This is a genomic window from Microbulbifer sp. SAOS-129_SWC (assembly GCF_039696035.1).
Taxonomy (GTDB): domain Bacteria; phylum Pseudomonadota; class Gammaproteobacteria; order Pseudomonadales; family Cellvibrionaceae; genus Microbulbifer.
In genome coordinates this window covers 2,662,813-2,678,003 of record NZ_CP155567.1, presented here as the reverse complement: position 1 = coordinate 2,678,003, position 15,191 = coordinate 2,662,813, and the positions used below count along the sequence as shown (strand labels likewise).

11 protein-coding genes are annotated in these 15,191 nt (G+C 59.4%); 3 read left to right on the top strand and 8 right to left on the bottom strand.

Going from position 1 to position 15,191, the window contains the following annotated elements; translation table 11 throughout:
• Positions 1 to 14 precede the first annotated feature (14 nt).
• The gene (locus ABDK11_RS11650) at positions 15 to 1,958 is read right to left on the bottom strand and encodes an FAD-dependent oxidoreductase (RefSeq protein ID WP_346836683.1); all 1,944 of its coding nucleotides are present in this window, start codon (positions 1,956 to 1,958) and stop codon (positions 15 to 17) included.
• Between the two features lie 474 nt (positions 1,959 to 2,432).
• Between ABDK11_RS11650 and ABDK11_RS11645 the strand changes: the two genes are divergently transcribed.
• Complete coding sequence (locus ABDK11_RS11645) at positions 2,433 to 3,617, top strand: MFS transporter (protein ID WP_346836682.1); 1,185 nt, start codon at positions 2,433 to 2,435, stop codon at positions 3,615 to 3,617.
• A 233-nt stretch (positions 3,618 to 3,850) separates the two neighbouring features.
• On the opposite strand, the gene ABDK11_RS11640 is transcribed toward ABDK11_RS11645, so the two are convergent.
• Together ABDK11_RS11640 and ABDK11_RS11635 are read right to left on the bottom strand one after the other, a co-directional pair.
• Positions 3,851 to 4,282: a hypothetical protein gene (locus ABDK11_RS11640; RefSeq protein ID WP_346836681.1), complete on the bottom strand. Its 432-nt coding sequence runs from the start codon at positions 4,280 to 4,282 to the stop codon at positions 3,851 to 3,853.
• Between the two features lie 66 nt (positions 4,283 to 4,348).
• Positions 4,349 to 4,498 carry an SDR family NAD(P)-dependent oxidoreductase gene (locus ABDK11_RS11635; RefSeq protein ID WP_346836680.1) on the bottom strand — a complete coding sequence of 50 codons (150 nt, stop codon included), beginning with the start codon at positions 4,496 to 4,498 and terminating at the stop codon, positions 4,349 to 4,351.
• Between the two features lie 433 nt (positions 4,499 to 4,931).
• Between ABDK11_RS11635 and ABDK11_RS11630 the strand changes: the two genes are divergently transcribed.
• Together ABDK11_RS11630 and ABDK11_RS11625 are read left to right on the top strand one after the other, a co-directional pair.
• Positions 4,932 to 6,107: an efflux RND transporter periplasmic adaptor subunit gene (locus ABDK11_RS11630; protein ID WP_346836679.1), complete on the top strand. Its 1,176-nt coding sequence runs from the start codon at positions 4,932 to 4,934 to the stop codon at positions 6,105 to 6,107.
• Between the two features lie 12 nt (positions 6,108 to 6,119).
• Positions 6,120 to 9,260 carry an efflux RND transporter permease subunit gene (locus ABDK11_RS11625; RefSeq protein WP_346836678.1) on the top strand — a complete coding sequence of 1,047 codons (3,141 nt, stop codon included), beginning with the start codon at positions 6,120 to 6,122 and terminating at the stop codon, positions 9,258 to 9,260.
• Positions 9,261 to 9,328: 68 nt separating this feature from the next.
• Here the strand turns inward: ABDK11_RS11625 and ABDK11_RS11620 are convergent, their stop codons facing one another.
• The 5 genes from ABDK11_RS11620 to ABDK11_RS11600 all read right to left on the bottom strand — a co-directional run bounded on the left by ABDK11_RS11620 (position 9,329) and on the right by ABDK11_RS11600 (position 14,795).
• Positions 9,329 to 11,155 carry a M14 family metallopeptidase gene (locus tag ABDK11_RS11620; protein WP_346836677.1) on the bottom strand — a complete coding sequence of 609 codons (1,827 nt, stop codon included), beginning with the start codon at positions 11,153 to 11,155 and terminating at the stop codon, positions 9,329 to 9,331.
• Positions 11,156 to 11,242: 87 nt separating this feature from the next.
• Positions 11,243 to 11,674: a DUF1810 domain-containing protein gene (locus ABDK11_RS11615; protein ID WP_346836676.1), complete on the bottom strand. Its 432-nt coding sequence runs from the start codon at positions 11,672 to 11,674 to the stop codon at positions 11,243 to 11,245.
• A gap of 57 nt (positions 11,675 to 11,731) precedes the next feature.
• The gene (locus tag ABDK11_RS11610) at positions 11,732 to 13,429 is read right to left on the bottom strand and encodes a BCCT family transporter (protein WP_346836675.1); all 1,698 of its coding nucleotides are present in this window, start codon (positions 13,427 to 13,429) and stop codon (positions 11,732 to 11,734) included.
• A 178-nt stretch (positions 13,430 to 13,607) separates the two neighbouring features.
• Complete coding sequence (locus ABDK11_RS11605) at positions 13,608 to 14,039, bottom strand: DUF1810 domain-containing protein (protein WP_346836674.1); 432 nt, start codon at positions 14,037 to 14,039, stop codon at positions 13,608 to 13,610.
• Between the two features lie 27 nt (positions 14,040 to 14,066).
• Positions 14,067 to 14,795 (bottom strand): pseudouridine synthase, encoded by a 729-nt coding sequence (locus ABDK11_RS11600; protein WP_346836673.1) that lies wholly within the window; start codon positions 14,793 to 14,795, stop codon positions 14,067 to 14,069.
• Between the last annotated feature and the right edge of the window lie 396 nt (positions 14,796 to 15,191).

Below are 15,191 nucleotides of genomic sequence, written 5' to 3'. Positions count from 1 at the left end.
TCCCTGAAATCGCTTCAAACTTGGTCGAAGTAGCTGAGGTTGAGGGCAAAGTCGCCCGGCGCGGTGGTGATGCCGGGCTTCTTCTCGGATTCATTGGGATCGAAATTCGGATCGATATATTCCTGGATGCGCACGGTGCTGGCGGCCACATAGCGGTCTTTGATCGCCTTGGAGGGAGATTCTCCATGGGTCTGTTCGTAGACCTTGCTGATCGGGTCGAGCTGGTAGCCCTTATGCAACGCCAGGTCCGCCGAGCGCAGGGCGCCTTCTACCCAGCCCTGGTCATCGGAAAAGGCCTCGCCGCAGGTGTAAATGCGCTGCAGTGGCTCGGCCATCAACGCCATGACTTCGCTATCATTGGCGCCCAGTGCCCACTGGTGAACGGCGAAATCGAACTGCTCGCTGGCCGGGCGGTTGAAGCGGGTGCTGCCGCTCCAGATGCGGGTGCTGGTCATCATCGGTTGCGGCACATAGTGGGTGTTGAACAGCTGCTGGAAAAAATCGGTTGCCTGTTTCACTACCGCCTGGGAGGCCGGAAATATCGTTTGCGGCACTTTCTGGCTGTATTTTTCCTGCATGGGCGAATCAAACAGCGGTCCGTTGTTCTGCAGTGCTTCCCAGAAATTGACATTCATAAAGTCGCAATAGATCGTCAGTGCGGCGGGTAGTTTGTATTTCTTCTGATTGATCTGGTCGACTCTTGCCTGCGTTTCCGGCGGTATATCCCGGCCCAGCTCCTTCATCAGCTCTTCGTATTCCAGCGCGGCAAAAGTCGGGGCGTCGATAGCGTAGAAGGGGTAGACGGAGCCCAGTGGTAGGTCGGAAAAGTTGGGGCCGAAGGCCACCGGCTCGCGGCCGGTCAGGTTGGTGCCCCACCAGGCCTGTTCGTAGTACAGGTTGATTTTGACCAGCGGCTGGTTGGTGGTGGTCTGCAGTGTGTTCCACAGGGTCTCGGAGCGCTCTTTGGGCAGAGCGTAGACGGCCGGGGAGGCTGCAAACAGTTTTTCCAGTGGCAGGCGCGGCAGTGCCAGTATGATTTTTTTGGCCTGGATCTCGCCCAGTTCACCGTCGGGACCGATAGTTTTTGCGGTGTAGTATTCGTCCTGCTCGGTGCCCTCGATCCCGATCACGCCGGTTTCGAGGAAGATACGCTCCTTGCCGATCTTTTCGACCAGCGCATTGGGCAGCGTGCTGAAGCCGTTTTCCAGCGTGTGAAATTGTGGGTTATCCGGAAAATCCTCCAGTAGCTGGAAGGCGATGCCGGCGTTCATCTGCGAGAGAATGGTGCCGTTAAAGCCCAGCAGGTTGTACAGCAGCTCAATACACTCCTTCGAATAGCCCATGTCGCTGAACAGGTTCCACAGGGTCCAGTCTTTCAATGGTACGCCCTGCCACTGGCAGTCCAGGCGGAACTTCTGCCAGAACTCCGGTGTGCGCTGATCGGGCCGCTCTTTGAAATCGGGGTTTTCCGCCAGAATCCGGTTGAAGGTGGTATCCAGGATGGACTTGGGATCTATCCCCTGTTCCTCCGGGCGCAGGTCGTACAGCTGGCTCCAGATGCTGTAATTGTTTTCCCGCGCAAACTGATTGGTGAAGCTGTGGCCGCGGTAACACAGGCGGTTGTTGCCGCCACTGCTCATGGGGAAGGGCACGATCTGGTCATCCAGGTCGAGGAGCAGGAACAGGCTCATCAGGTCATCCATGTCTTCAAAGGTGAAGCGCATACCACCTTCTTCCTCTTTCACCGTTTCCCCATCGGCAAAATGTACCAGGTCGGAATCCAGGCGCCCGCCGGTGCGGCCGCTGCGATCCACAACGATGACGCTGCTGCCGGGATCTGATTGCTGCAAGCGCCAGGCGCAATAGAGCCCGGCCATACCGGCACCCACCACAAGGGTTTCGACCGTATTAGGCAGGTTTTTGAATTCGGCCAGTTGCGAGGAAGTAAAATGAGGCATGGTGTTTCCTTGTCGATTATTTTTGACTTGCGAATAACGAGGGATTGGCTCCCCGGATTTGTGGTGGGGGTGCCGGTGCGGAAAGCCTTGGGTAGGTCGCACGAAATATTGTCACAGCAGTGATCTAAATCAGAAGGTGATTCGGCGACAAAATATTGCGGCGGTCGGTAAAAAATCCCTTTTCTGGTGTTAGGCTAAAAAGTTTTTTGCAATGCCATTGATGACGCTGCAAAGGGGCGAACGTTTTGCTGATTTAAAGTGATTCCCTGAAGAGTGAGCTTTTCTGAAATTTGCGCAGAGGTTATCGCGTACCAACTAGTTAGTAGTAGTACATTTTCGTTGCCAGCTATCGCAGCGCTGTTCCCCAGCCAACCGCTATCTTTATCGCCACTCCCGTTGCTCGAAAAATTCATAAACTGTTTGCGTGATACGCGCGATTCCACAACACTGGCCGCCACTGTAGTGGAGGTATGAATGGATAATCACGCTGATCCAGCCTTGCCCCTGGGCAAGGGACTGGTGTTCCTGATGGCACTGACCACCGGTCTCGCGGTGGCCAGTAACTACTACGCGCAGCCGCTGTTGCGCACCATCGCCGAACAGCTGTCGCTGTCCTACGCCCGCGCGGGCATCATCGTTACTGTGGCCCAGGCCAGTTATGCCGCGGGTTTGCTGCTGCTGGTACCGCTGGGGGATATGCTGGAGCGGCGGCGCCTGATTGTGGCGATGATGGTGCTGTCGGCCGCGGGGCTGCTGATCAGTGCCAATGCCGGCAGTCTGGCACTGTTGTTACTCGGAACCGGTGTGGCCGGTTTTTTCGCTGTGGTGGCCCAGGTACTGGTGCCTTTTGCGGCGACCCTGGCGGTACCGGAAGAGCAGGGCAAGGTGATCGGCACGGTAATGAGCGGCTTACTGCTGGGAATTCTGCTAGCCAGAACAATTGCCGGGGCGCTGTCGTCGCTGGGGAATTGGCACACCGTGTACTGGGTTGCCGGCGGATTGATGCTGTTGAACGCGGTCGCGCTCTGGCGGCTGCTGCCGGACTATCGCAGTGGCAGCCGAATGGGCTACGGCCGTTTGCTGCTGTCGATTGGTGACCTGTTTCGCGAGTATCCATTGTTTCGCCGCCGCAGCCTGTTGGGTTTCCTGGCGTTTGCGATGTTCAGTGTGCTGTGGACCTCGCTGGCGTTCCTGCTGGCCGGCGCCCCCTGGCACTACTCGGATGCGGTGATTGGCCTGTTCGGCCTGGCCGGCGCCGCGGGCGCCTGGGCCGCGCGTCAGGCCGGCAGTTGGGCGGATCGCGGCTACGCGCGGCAGGTCACCCTCGGCGGGCTACTGCTCCTGGCGTTATCGTGGCCATTGCTGGGGGCCGGCAGCTTCTCCATCGCGGCGCTGCTTGGCGGCATTCTGCTGCTGGACCTGGCGTTGCAGGCGGTGCATATCACCAATATGAACCTGGTCTTCGCCCTCAGCGATGAGGCGCGCAACCGTCTCAACTCCGGCTATATGTTTGTCTACTTCCTCGGCGGCGCTTTCGGTTCGCTGGCCTCCGCGGCGCTGTACCAGCAGTTCGGCTGGATTGGTGTCTGCCTGCTGGGCGGGGCCATTTCGCTGCTGGGCTGTGCCGCGGGGATTTATGGCTGGCGACGCGGGGACTGATGGGGCTTGCGGGCTCTGTCTGTCAGTCGCAGACAGCACGGGGAAATATCGGAGCTGATCGTTGTCGATGCTGTTCGTCGTCTTTAAAAGAGCTTATACCCCTTGCTCTCGAATATGCCCCGGGGGTACACGTTATTTCGGGGGCCGGATTCCCGTAGCGATCATTATGACCGGTGTAAAACCGGATGAAATTCGCTGTGACTTCAGCAATGCGCCCGCTGAAACCTGCATAGCTAATATCCGACAATCCACCGGTTGATTTGCCCGATGAACCTGTCGGACCCAAAAGGTATGGCGATATGTCCTGGAATCGCCGCAGATTGCATGCACATGGCATCGGCAATATCGGCCGTCGTACCGATGCGCCCCACGGGCAGGCGCTCTGCCAGGGCGGCGAGCACAGAGGACTTCTGTTCACATGCGGCGACGGTGCCGCGGGCAGCGGGGCGGTAGGCTGCGATCCCCGAGACCAATGTGATGGATCCGCCTTCCGTCAGCCGGGGTGCGCGGTGTTTCGCCAGCAATATGGGGCCGATCAACTTACTGTCGATCACCCGCCGCGCGGCGTGCAGGTCCAATTCGGGTAGTAATTGGTACGCGCCGTCGATATTTGCCGCGGTGCAGACGATATGGTCAAGGCTGCCGAGATCATGAAACAGGTCCATGACGGCATTTTCGCTGGTGATGTCTACTGCTGCGGTATGCAGCCTGTCGCTGGTGTCCAGGGCAATCTACGCTGTGTGAAGCCGGTCGGCATCGCGACCGACTATCACCACTGACGCGCCCTGTCGCAGCAGCCGCCTGGTTGTTGCCAGGCCCATGCCGGAACTTCCGCCGACAACCAGGATTCGCTTCCCCTGTATTGGTACTTCGTTGTTCATTAATAGCTCCAATAGCTCCAAATCTCGTTGGTCCCGAATAGCTCTCCCAAACTATTGGAAGCGCTGGGTCCCGGATAACGGAATATTTCGATTGCGTCATCGGCATTGCCAATTGGCGGTAAATCAATTGGGAATGACGTGCAGTTTTTGGGGGGAGTTTTTATCAAGGCATCTTCCGAAGGGCTTGCAGAAATGGCCGTCTGACCGGTGAGAGGGATGCGGCGTCCCACCTCGAGAAAATATTTTTTTCAGGCTGCATCCAAACTGTCACTCCAATCGGTCATTAGTACGAGAGGCAATGGGCGTTCACCGCTAATCCCGCTCGTACAGGCTTCTGGTCTGTAGCCATGCCTCGGAGTTCGTGCTTCCATGAGCTCCCTCCTGGACCAGCGACCGCCGCTGGTGAATTTGGCAATCTAGACAGTTTAGACAGATGAATAAGAAATATTTGCAAGCTGCGGCGCCGGTATTGGTGCTGGCGTTGGGTTTTGGGGTCGTAAAAGCCATGAACGCCACCAAGCCGGTGCCGGAAAAAAAGGAAGAGGAGCAGCGACTGGTATCGCTGGCCTACGCCGAAGCCCGCGAAGAGGTGGTGCATCTCTCGGTGGGTACCCAGGGTGAAGTGCGCCCACACACCGAAATCGATCTCACGCCGCAGGTGGCAGGCCGTGTTGTCGCGATCGCAGATCACTTTGCAGAGGGCGCGGGTTTTGAACCCGGCGAGACGTTGATACAGCTGGACGATGCCGACTATCGGCTCGCCCTGGCCCGTGCCAAGGCCGGAGTTGCCACCGCTGAAGTGCAGCTGCTGCAAGCTCAGGCAGCGGCCACCATCAAACGCCAGCAGTGGTTTTCTGTCCACCCGAACAAGCAGCCTTCGCCGCTGCAGATCAACCAACCCCAGGTCGCCGAGGCCAAGGCCAAGGTGCAATCCGCCCGGGCCGAACTCGAAGAAGCGCAGCTGAAGCTCTCGCGGACCAAAGTCCAGCTGCCGTTTCGCGGTCGTGTGATTCGGCGAGATGTGGGTGTAGGAGAGTATGTCACTGCGAGTACGGCGCTGGGCCGTGTGTTTGCCACAGACCGAGTGGAGGTGCGCCTGCCGCTCACCGATTCCCAGCTGATGGAACTCGACTTGCCAATGGGCTTTGTCGCCAGCGACAAAGCCCCCGGCCCCGCGGTGACATTTTCGGCGCAGGTCGGCGCCAAACAGTACCAATGGCACGGTCGCATCGTGCGTACCCAGGCGGCGGTCGACCAGCAGACCCGCCTGATCTACGCCGTGGCGGAGGTGCAGGATCCCTACGGGGCCGGTGCCAGTAATGGTGTGCCGCTGGCCGCCGGGATGTTTGTCAGCGCCGCCGCCGAGGGCGTGCAGGAGCACCGCGCTCTGGTGCTGCCGCGCGATGCGCTGCGCAATGCAGACAAGGTTTACGTGATTGACGCGGATAACCACTTGAGCATCCGCACCGTGGAGGTTCTGTCCACTTCCGAAAGCCGGGTCGTGGTGGCCTCTGGCATTACAGACGGCGAGCGGGTGGTGACTTCCACCATCGCCAACGCCGTCGACGGTATGGAAGTACAGCCCCTCGACCAGCTGGCCCGCAAATAACGGAACACGCACATGAACAGACTGATTGAATGGTGGGCACGCAACAGCGTTGCCGCCAACCTGGCCATGGTGGGTATTTTTGTTGCCGGCCTTATTGGCTTTTCCAGCATGGAGCGGGAAATGGATCCCCAGGTGCGATTCCCGGGGCTGGAGATCGATGTTTCCTGGCCGGGCGCCGCTCCGGAAGAAGTCGAGCAGCAGATCGTCGCCCGTATCGAGGAGTCCGTCAGCGATCTGGACAATATCGAATGGGTGCGCTCCACGTCGTCCGAAGGGCAGGGGCAGGTCTATATTCTGGCCGAAAGTAACGTGGACTTTTCCCGCTTTATGAACGACGTCAAGATCCGCGTAGACGGTATCTCCTCGTTCCCGCGGGATATAGAACCGCCGCAGGTGCACCAGTGGGTGAACCGCGAGGAATTTATCCGCGTGGCGGTGCACGGCGACCTGAGTGAGAAAAAACTGAAGCGGCTGGCGGAACAGCTGCGGCGCGAGGTTGCGACCCTGCCGGCCATCTCGGTAGTGGAGCTGTTTGGCACGCGCATGGAAGAAGTGTCAGTCGAGGTCAGCGAGCAATCTCTGCGCCGCTACGGCCTCACCTTTCAGGAAGTGGCCGATGCAATTCTCGGCAGCTCGCTGAATCAGTCGGCAGGAACGGTCAGGACCGAGGCCGGTTCCTACCAGATCAAGGTGCGCAATCAGGCCAACAGTGCGCAGGACTTCTCCGGCATCATCGTGCGGCAAACCGCTGGCGGCGGCACCATTCGCGTCGGCGATGTGGCCCATGTGGTGGACGGCTTTGAAGACAATGAGATTCTTGCAACCCTGAATGGCGAGCCGGCGGTGCTGCTGCAGGTCATGAGCACCGAGACGATGGATATCGTCACCGCATCGAAATCGATTCACAAGTGGATCGCCGAGCGCCAGAAAACATTGCCTGTGGGTGCCAAACTCACGCTCTGGACCGATAACGCCAAGGAGTTCAAGAGTCGCCTGAATACCATCGGCACCTCAGCTTTTGAGGGGCTTATCCTGGTGCTGCTGGTGCTGGTATTGAGCCTGCGCCCGAAGGTGGCGTTCTGGGTGGCAATGGGTATTGCCACCGCCTACGCCGGCGCTTTCGTGTTGCTGCCGAGTATGGGTGTCTCGCTGAACATGCTGTCCACTTTTGCCTTCCTGCTGGTGCTGGGGATTGTCGTGGACGACGCCATTGTAGTGGGGGAGAGTATCCACTCGGAATCCCACAATCCGGAACACCGGGGCCCGGGTGGCGGTCTCAAGGCCGCCGTGCTCGGCACGCAGCTGGTGGCAAAACCGGTGATCTTTGCGGTAGTGACGACGATATTTGCCTTCCTGCCGTGGATCTTTATTAGCGGTTCCACCAGTGAGTTTACCCGGCACATCACCTGGGTGGTAATCCTCGCGCTGGTATTTTCCCTGATCGAGTCGCTGTTTATCCTACCGGCGCACCTCAGTCATATGAAGCCGCGCACAAAGCTCGGCCGCTTCGGGCGCGTGCAGAAGCGCATTGCGGACGGCATTGTCCATTTCGCCCAGACATACTACCGCCGTATCGGCCAGTGGGCGGTCGATCGCCGTTACCTGACGCTGAGTATTTTTGTGGCGGTGCTGATGATCGGTTTCGGTATGTTCGGCAGCGGCTGGGTGAAGAAAAGCTTTATGCCGGATATCGAATCCGACCAGATTATCGTCAATGTCGTCATGCCCGAAGGGGCCCCCTACAGTCGCGCCCTGGAAGTGCTGGCGCAGCTGCAAAGCGCAGAAAAGAAACTGGAAAGTGAGGTCAATCAGCGCACCGACGGCAAGAGCTCGTTGATCGAGAACTGGTATACGCGCTCCCGGCGCGACAGCGTCATGGCGATCGTGCAGCTGGCTCCGCCGGAAGAGCGCGATATGTCGGCCAAGCAGGCAGCGCTGCGCCTGCGCAAGCTGCTGGGCGATATTCCGGATGCCAAAGAGGTCTCGGTGCAGTATTCGCTCAACAATAACGGCCCTGGCTTCGAGCTCTCCATCCGCCACCCCGACCTCGATGTATTGCGCAGGGCGACGGCGGATCTGGAAGACCAGCTGCGTACCTACACCAGCCTGTACGACGTGCGCAATAACCTCGAGGGCGCCTCGGAAGAAATCCGTATCGAACTCAAGCCCGGCGCGGAGAAGCTGGGCCTGACTCTGGCGGCAGTGAATCGCCAGGTACGGCAGGCCTATTTCGGCGAAGAAGTGCAGCGGTTGCCGAGGGCTGGCCAGGACGTCAAGGTAATGGTGCGCTACCCGAAGTCATCGCGCCGCTCGATAGAGAGCCTCAAGGACTTCCGCGTGCGTACCGCCGACGGTCGCCAGGTCCCCCTGCTGGCAATCGCCGACCTGGAGTATGCGCCGGGGATCAAGCGTATCCAGCGCTGGAATGGCAATCGCGCAGCACGGGTGATGGCCGACCTGAAAGACGACGTTCGCGGCGAGATCATGAAAGATCTGGAGAAGAACTTCTTTCCGGGCTGGGAAAAACGTTATCCCGGTATCATCCGTGGTGCCGTGGGCCAGGCTGAGGGTGAAAAACGTTTTCTTAAAGAGGTAGTCGGTCTCTACACCATGGCCCTTTTCGCCATGTACAGCCTGCTGGCCGTGGCCTTCCGCAGCTACTTCCAGCCGCTGTTGATCATGGTCGCGATCCCGTTTGCTTTCGTCGGTGCGATCCTGGGGCACGCGGTGCTGGGATTGACCATGGCCATTTTCAGCTACTTTGGTATCGCGGCGGCGGCGGGGGTGGTGGTGAATGACAACCTGGTGCTCATGGACCAGTGCAACCGCCTGCGCGCGCAGGGGATGGAACCGATGAAAGCGATCGTGGAAGCCGGCGTCTCCCGCTTCCGTCCGATCCTGCTGACCACGCTCACTACTATTGCCGGCCTGATGCCGATGATGATGGAGCGCAGTATCCAGGCCGCTTTCCTCAAGCCGACCGTGGTGGCTTTGGCGTTCGGGGTATTTGTGGCCTTCTTTGTGACATTGCTGCTGGTGCCATCGCTGTATGCGATTGGTGTTGATGTCAGCACACTGGTGGCAAGGAGCAGGTCCTTCCTGGTGAGCCGTATCACCGGCAAGAGGCCGGAAGTTGTCGAGACGGCTGACTAGCTGATCACTAAAAAAGGCCCCGGTGAGCTGTCTCGCCGGGGCCTTTTTCGATTCCATGTGTCGGTTTGTCAATTCTGTATCAATACCGGATATTGCAGATAGGCCCGATCGTAATAAGGGCTGCGCTGATAGAAAAAGTCCAGGCGTGCGCGCGGATCCCCGGCAAAGGCCTTGTCTTGCAGCCGCTTTTCAAATTCTTTTTTCAAGGCCGGATCGCGTTTCAGCATCTCTTCGGCCAGCGGTACCAGTGCGTAGGGCTCGGAGTATTCCGTGCGCTGGAACATCTGATTGAAGAATCCCCACTGGAAGAAAGAATCGGGGCCGCGCGGATCGAGCAGTGCGACCGCGAGGCTGCCGAGCGGCTGGTCGGTGCGGATCTCGACATAATCGGCCAGCGGTACCTGTACTTGCTCTTCACTGAATCTGGCCTTGACGCGAAAGTGTCCCTCGAAGGGTTTGTCCGCGAATGTATGACTGTCGGCACTGAGGCGGGTCAGTGTGGCTCTGGGGCGCGACGGTGCAGTGACCTCGATACCGTGGTCCTTCAAGCGCGCCAGCACCAGGGTTTCCTTTTTCGGCAGGTAATACGCTTTGGGCACCCGCACTTCCACGTCTTTCACATTGTCGGCAAACACCGGCAGGGCAGGGTAGTCCTTGGCTTTGCCCAGCCACACCACCTGTTCGGTGCCGGTGATCGGGTTCTTTACCTTTTTGTACGCCATACCTTTGAACGGCTGCTTGGCAAACACCTTCAGGTCAGGTGATTTACTGGTTTCCCAGGCGAGCACCTGGGTTTTCGGGTGGCGCCGCTGGTCGCTGGCGATGGCTTTTTTAATCGCGTCACCCTCGTCACCGACTGCCTTGAGTGCCGCTTCAATAAATACATAGGTGCCCAGCACCCGTTGCCGGTAGGGTTTCAGCGAATGGTTCTCCACCAATACGGTGGGTGTGTGGCGCAGGTCGCCGAGACCATTGGAGAAGCGCGGCAGCGCAGTCCAGTGGGTGATGCCGTCGGAAAATTCCTGTGGGTTCACGCCGAAGACCAGCGGGCCGGGAATATGGCCGGCGGCAGTCAGGGCGGAGTCCAGATTGCTGCGCAGGTTCGACTCGAGCCAGTCGGCGATGGCCGGGGAATCACTGGCGAAAGAGGCGGTATAACCGTAGGTGATATCGTACTGGTAGTCCTCGCCATCGGTGACATGAACATCGATATACAGGCTTGGGTGGTACTCGTTGATCACGTCCATCACCGCGCGCAGCTCCGGTGTATCGAGCTTGGTGTAGTCGCGGTTGATGTTGAGGTTATTGCCGTTGCTGCGCCAGCCGGCGTTGTCCGGGCCGCGCTGGTTCATGCGCGTGTAGGGGCCCTTGCGGCCGTGGCCGTCCACATTCAGGATCGGCACAATCAACAGGTTGGCGTGCTGCACCAGTTGGTGCAGTTCACGCTTTCCATTCACGTAATCGCGCAGCAGCATCAGGCTGGCATCCTTGCCGTCGATCTCGCCGGAGTGGATGCCGGCCTGTACCAGCAGGGTGGGTTTGCCGTTGGCCTGCGCATCGCTGCCGCTTTCGGTCAGAGTCACCAGTAGCACATGGCGTCCGCCGGCGGAGGTGCCGATATCGGTGGTTTTGATGTCCGCGCTGGCGGCGGCCAGGCGCTCGATAAACGCGCGGGTCTGGCGATAGTCTGGTGTGGTGTGAAAATCACTGGCCTCTGCCGGGGTTACCCAGTCGCCCGTGTTGACTATCAGCTGTTCCGAGGCCCCATGCCAGGGCAGCAGCGGGGGCAGCGGTGCCTGCGGGTATTCTTCACTCTGCGTTGCCGGGACGACGGCGGCGCTGAGCAGGCAGCCGGCGAGGAAATGGACGCGCTTGCGCCGTATTGCGTTGATCATGGAAGGGGTTCCCCAAAAGCGGGCTAAATTTGTTTTGGCCCACATGATAGAGGAATCATCCGCCGGCCGCATGCGATCGTGGCCGGTTTAGCGCGGCGGTGCCAACAGCTCCAGTGTGCGGTGATCGGTGCGGCCGCGAAAGAATTTGTCCAACACCTCCCGGAAGACTTCCTCGCCGTCGTCGGCAACGATAAACAGTGTCATCGATGCGCGCAGGCGCATATCTTCCGGGGCTCCGAGAATATCGGTGATATTGCGGTCGTCAAATGACAGCAATTGTTCGCAGCATTCGCGTAGACGCGGGCCCAGCAGCGGGTGGGCCAGGTAAGCCCGCGCTTCATCGAGACTTTGGATGGCATAGCGCGGCGCGTGCAGGCTGTCGCGCTGGCCGGAAAACTGGGGAAACACAAACCACATCCAGTCAGACTGCCTGCGTCCAGCGGCGAGTTCGGTGCGAACGGTTGCGTAGACGTTGCGCTGCGCTTCCACAAAGCGCTCTAGGTTGTACGGATCGTCCATTCTGCAATCCTGAAACAGGTGACCGTTTCGCGCCGGCCGCGGCCGGCGCGCAGTCTGCTACAAGCGCGACGGATGGCTGTGCGGGTCGCCCTCGTCGTGGGGTTTGTCGCTGTGGGTGACGCCATGTTCCGGTTCTTCCGGTATTTGCCAGGTGCCGTCTTCGCACCAGGGGTCATCCTCCGGGAACTCCTCGATATAGATTTCCTTGTCCTCGTAGTCCGGCTGGTAGCGCAGGTCGTAGTGCGCCGCCCGCACGATCGACAGGCACAACAGGAACGCGACGATGATGAGCGGTACGCCGCCGATCACGCTGGCGGTCTGCAGGGTTTCCAGGCCGCCGAGGAACATCAGCGTTACCGGCATTATCGACAGGGCGAAGGCCCAGAACAGGCGGTTCCAGCGTGCCGGCTCCTCATCGACTTCTTTCTGCACCACGGCGGCGAGAATATAGGAGATGGAGTCAAAGGTGGTGGCGGTAAAAATGATTGCAAGGAGCGTGAACATCGCGATCACCAGCTTGGCCACGGGCAGGGTACTGAGGATTGCGAAGATGGCCGTGGTGGCATCCTGGTTGTTGAGGATACTGATCACGTCGAGTTTCTCGGAGAACTGCAGAAAGATGCCGTAGTTGCCGAGAATCATGAAGAACAGAAAGCAACCCAGGGTGCCGAAGAAGATGGCCCCTGCCACCATCGCGCGGATGGTGCGCCCGCGGGAGATGCGCGCGATAAACAATCCCACACTCGGGGCAAATACCAGCCACCAGGCCCAGTAGAAAATGGTCCAATCCTGCGGGAAGTGGGTATCCGGAAACTGGTCGAACTGCGCAAAGGGTTCGGTCCAGGTCGCCATATGGAAAATATGTGTGAGCACGCGGCCCAGTGCATCGAGGCCGGTATTCATCATAAACAGCGTTGGACCGGCGAGAAAAACGAACAGCAGCAGCGCCGCCGCCAGCCACATATTGATGTCCGACAGCAGGCGGATCCCTTTCTTCAGCCCTACATAGGCGCTGTAGCCAAAGATCCCGGTACAGATGGCGAGTACGGTAATGCGGGTGGTCAGGGTGGTGGGCACGCCGAACAGCTCGTGGGCTCCCTGGTTGATCAGTGGTGCGGCCAGCCCCAGCGTGGTGGCACCGCCGCCGAGCATGCCGAAAATAAAGAATACATCGATCAGTTTGCCGAGCCAGCCGCGCGCGCGCTGTTCGCCCAGGACCGGCATCAGTGCTTCACTGATTTTCAGCACGCTGTGATTGCGCACGTAGTAGAAGTAGGCGATCGGCAGTGCCGGGATCAGGTAGATGGCCCAGGCCAGCGGGCCCCAGTGGAAGATGCCGTAGGCCGCCGCCCAACGCGCCGCATCCGGCGTTCCTCCGGGGATATCGAATGGCGGTGTCTGGTAGTAGAAGGCCCACTCGATCATTGACCAGTACAGGATCGAGGCGCCGATGCCGGAACAGAACAGCATTGAGGCCCAGGACCAGGTGGAAAACTCCGGGTCTTCTTCCGGCGTGCCCAGTTTGATCTGGCCGATATCGCTGAACACGATATAAACCATAAACAGGATGGCGCCGAGCCCCAGCGCCAGGTAGAAGACCCCAAGCTTGTCGGTGACGAACGCTTTGGCGCTCATCACCCAGGCCGCCCCGGCCTCGGGGAAGATCACCAGCGGGAGGGTGACAGCCAATAACAGGAAGAGGGAGCCGAGAAAGGTCGGCTTGTCGATGATGTCATTCCAGCTGTTCGATGCCACGGGTGCCTCCGGGTCTGGTGATTGGTGGCTTCCCTGTCCTGTGTGGTCACGCAGCACCGGGGCACGGATCTGTGCTTCCGGCGGGCGACAATTAAAGACTAGGCAATGGCGTGGAAAAGCTCCAGTCGTGGCGCCAATGGGTGGGGCGGGGGGAAGACCCTTCGGTCGCGCCGGTGCGTCAACCCGGCTTTTGTTGCAACAGCGCCAGGGTGCGGGTATCCCGCTCACCGCGGTAGTACTTGTCGAGCACCCGAGCAAACAGTTCACCGCGATCCGTGGCTTCGAACAGGGTCATCGATGAGCGCAGCTTCAGGTCGTCCGGGCTGCCGAAAATTTTGTGGGCATCGCTGCTGTGTTGTTGCAACAGACATTCGCAGCAGGTGCGCAGGCGCGCGCCCAGCAGCGGATGGGCCAGGTAGGCACGGGCTTCATCGAGACTCCTCAGCGCATAGTGCTGCGCCGTGGCGCTGTGCCCGAGACCGGCCAGTTGCGGGAATACATACCACATCCAGTGGGAGCGCTTGCGGCCGGCCTGCAGTTCCGCCAGCGCTGCGGCGTAGTTGCTGGCCTGGGCATCGACAAAACGTTGCAGATCAAAGGGCGTACTCACGGCGATCTCCGCGTTGGATGGTTGAGATTAGTGTGGCAGATCCCAACCGAGCGTTTCCAGCAGGGTCTTAAAGCACCCCCGGGGTGGCGCCACCAGCTGTAGCCTGGTGCCCGTTTGCGGGTGATCGAACTCCAGTCGCAACGCGTGCAGTAACAACCGCGGACACTGGAACTGCTCGGCAAAGAAGCGGTTGTGGGTCGACTTGCCGTATTTGGGGCAGCCGATCAGCGGGTGGTGGATATGCTTGAAGTGGCGGCGGATCTGGTGACGGCGACCGGTCTTCAACTGGATCTCCACCAGCGAGTAGCGGCTCGATGGATAGCGATCCACCGCGTAGGGCAGTTCGACGGTGGCCAGGCGGCGGAACAGGGTGACGGCCTCCTGGCGCGGCAGCTCCGCCTTGGGGCGTTTGCGCTGATGCTTGAAATCGGCCACCGGTGGCAGCGGGTAATCGATCTCGCCCTGTTCCGGGCAGTAGCCGCGACACACCGCGATATAGGTTTTCACCGAGGTGTCGCTCTCCAGTTGTGCCTGTATCCGCGCGGCGATATCGCCGCTTTTGCCGAAGACGATGACACCGGAGGTGGGTTTATCCAGCCGGTGAATGGGGTACAGGTGGCTGCCGCAGAGGTCGCGCAGGTACTGCAGCAGGATGCGGTGCTCGTGGCGGTCGATATCGGAGCGGTGCACCAGCCAGCCCTCGGGCTTGTAGGCGGCGACAAGGCTTTCGTCTGAAAAGAGGATTTCCGGAGACATATCGATCGGTGCAGCAGAAACAGAGCGCCTATTATAAGTTGGCGCGGTAGGTTTGGCAGGCGGATAAAATATGCGTCGATGGCGATATTTCAGTTGACATTTGCACGTCGCTATTTAGACTCCCGCCCGGTATTGGCATCGTGTCAATGCATTTCCGATTTTGAACCGTTTTTACCAAGGAGCCATGAAATGAATTTTGACAAGCGGAACAACCAGCCCAGCTGACACACCTTTCATGTGCTCGCGCTTGAAAGGTCGTATCGCCTTTCAAGCCAGATATCCAAAGCCCTGGCGTTCGCCGGGGCTTTTTTTTTGGCGCTGCAAAGGCCATTTAACCGAGATGTGGCTCAGTCCAGGAGTTGCCTATGCCTGTAAATTTGTCTGTAACAATATCTG

Excerpts from the sequence above, each read along its gene's own strand:
- ABDK11_RS11650 (WP_346836683.1), bottom strand. The coding sequence starts at position 1,958 with ATGCCTCATTTTACTTCCTCGCAACTGGCCGAATTCAAAAACCTGCCT.
- ABDK11_RS11645 (WP_346836682.1), top strand. The coding sequence starts at position 2,433 with ATGGATAATCACGCTGATCCAGCCTTGCCCCTGGGCAAGGGACTGGTG.
- ABDK11_RS11640 (WP_346836681.1), bottom strand. The coding sequence starts at position 4,282 with ATGGACCTGTTTCATGATCTCGGCAGCCTTGACCATATCGTCTGCACC.
- ABDK11_RS11635 (WP_346836680.1), bottom strand. The coding sequence starts at position 4,498 with ATGAACAACGAAGTACCAATACAGGGGAAGCGAATCCTGGTTGTCGGC.
- ABDK11_RS11630 (WP_346836679.1), top strand. The coding sequence starts at position 4,932 with ATGAATAAGAAATATTTGCAAGCTGCGGCGCCGGTATTGGTGCTGGCG.
- ABDK11_RS11625 (WP_346836678.1), top strand. The coding sequence starts at position 6,120 with ATGAACAGACTGATTGAATGGTGGGCACGCAACAGCGTTGCCGCCAAC.
- ABDK11_RS11620 (WP_346836677.1), bottom strand. The coding sequence starts at position 11,155 with ATGATCAACGCAATACGGCGCAAGCGCGTCCATTTCCTCGCCGGCTGC.
- ABDK11_RS11615 (WP_346836676.1), bottom strand. The coding sequence starts at position 11,674 with ATGGACGATCCGTACAACCTAGAGCGCTTTGTGGAAGCGCAGCGCAAC.
- ABDK11_RS11600 (WP_346836673.1), bottom strand. The coding sequence starts at position 14,795 with ATGTCTCCGGAAATCCTCTTTTCAGACGAAAGCCTTGTCGCCGCCTAC.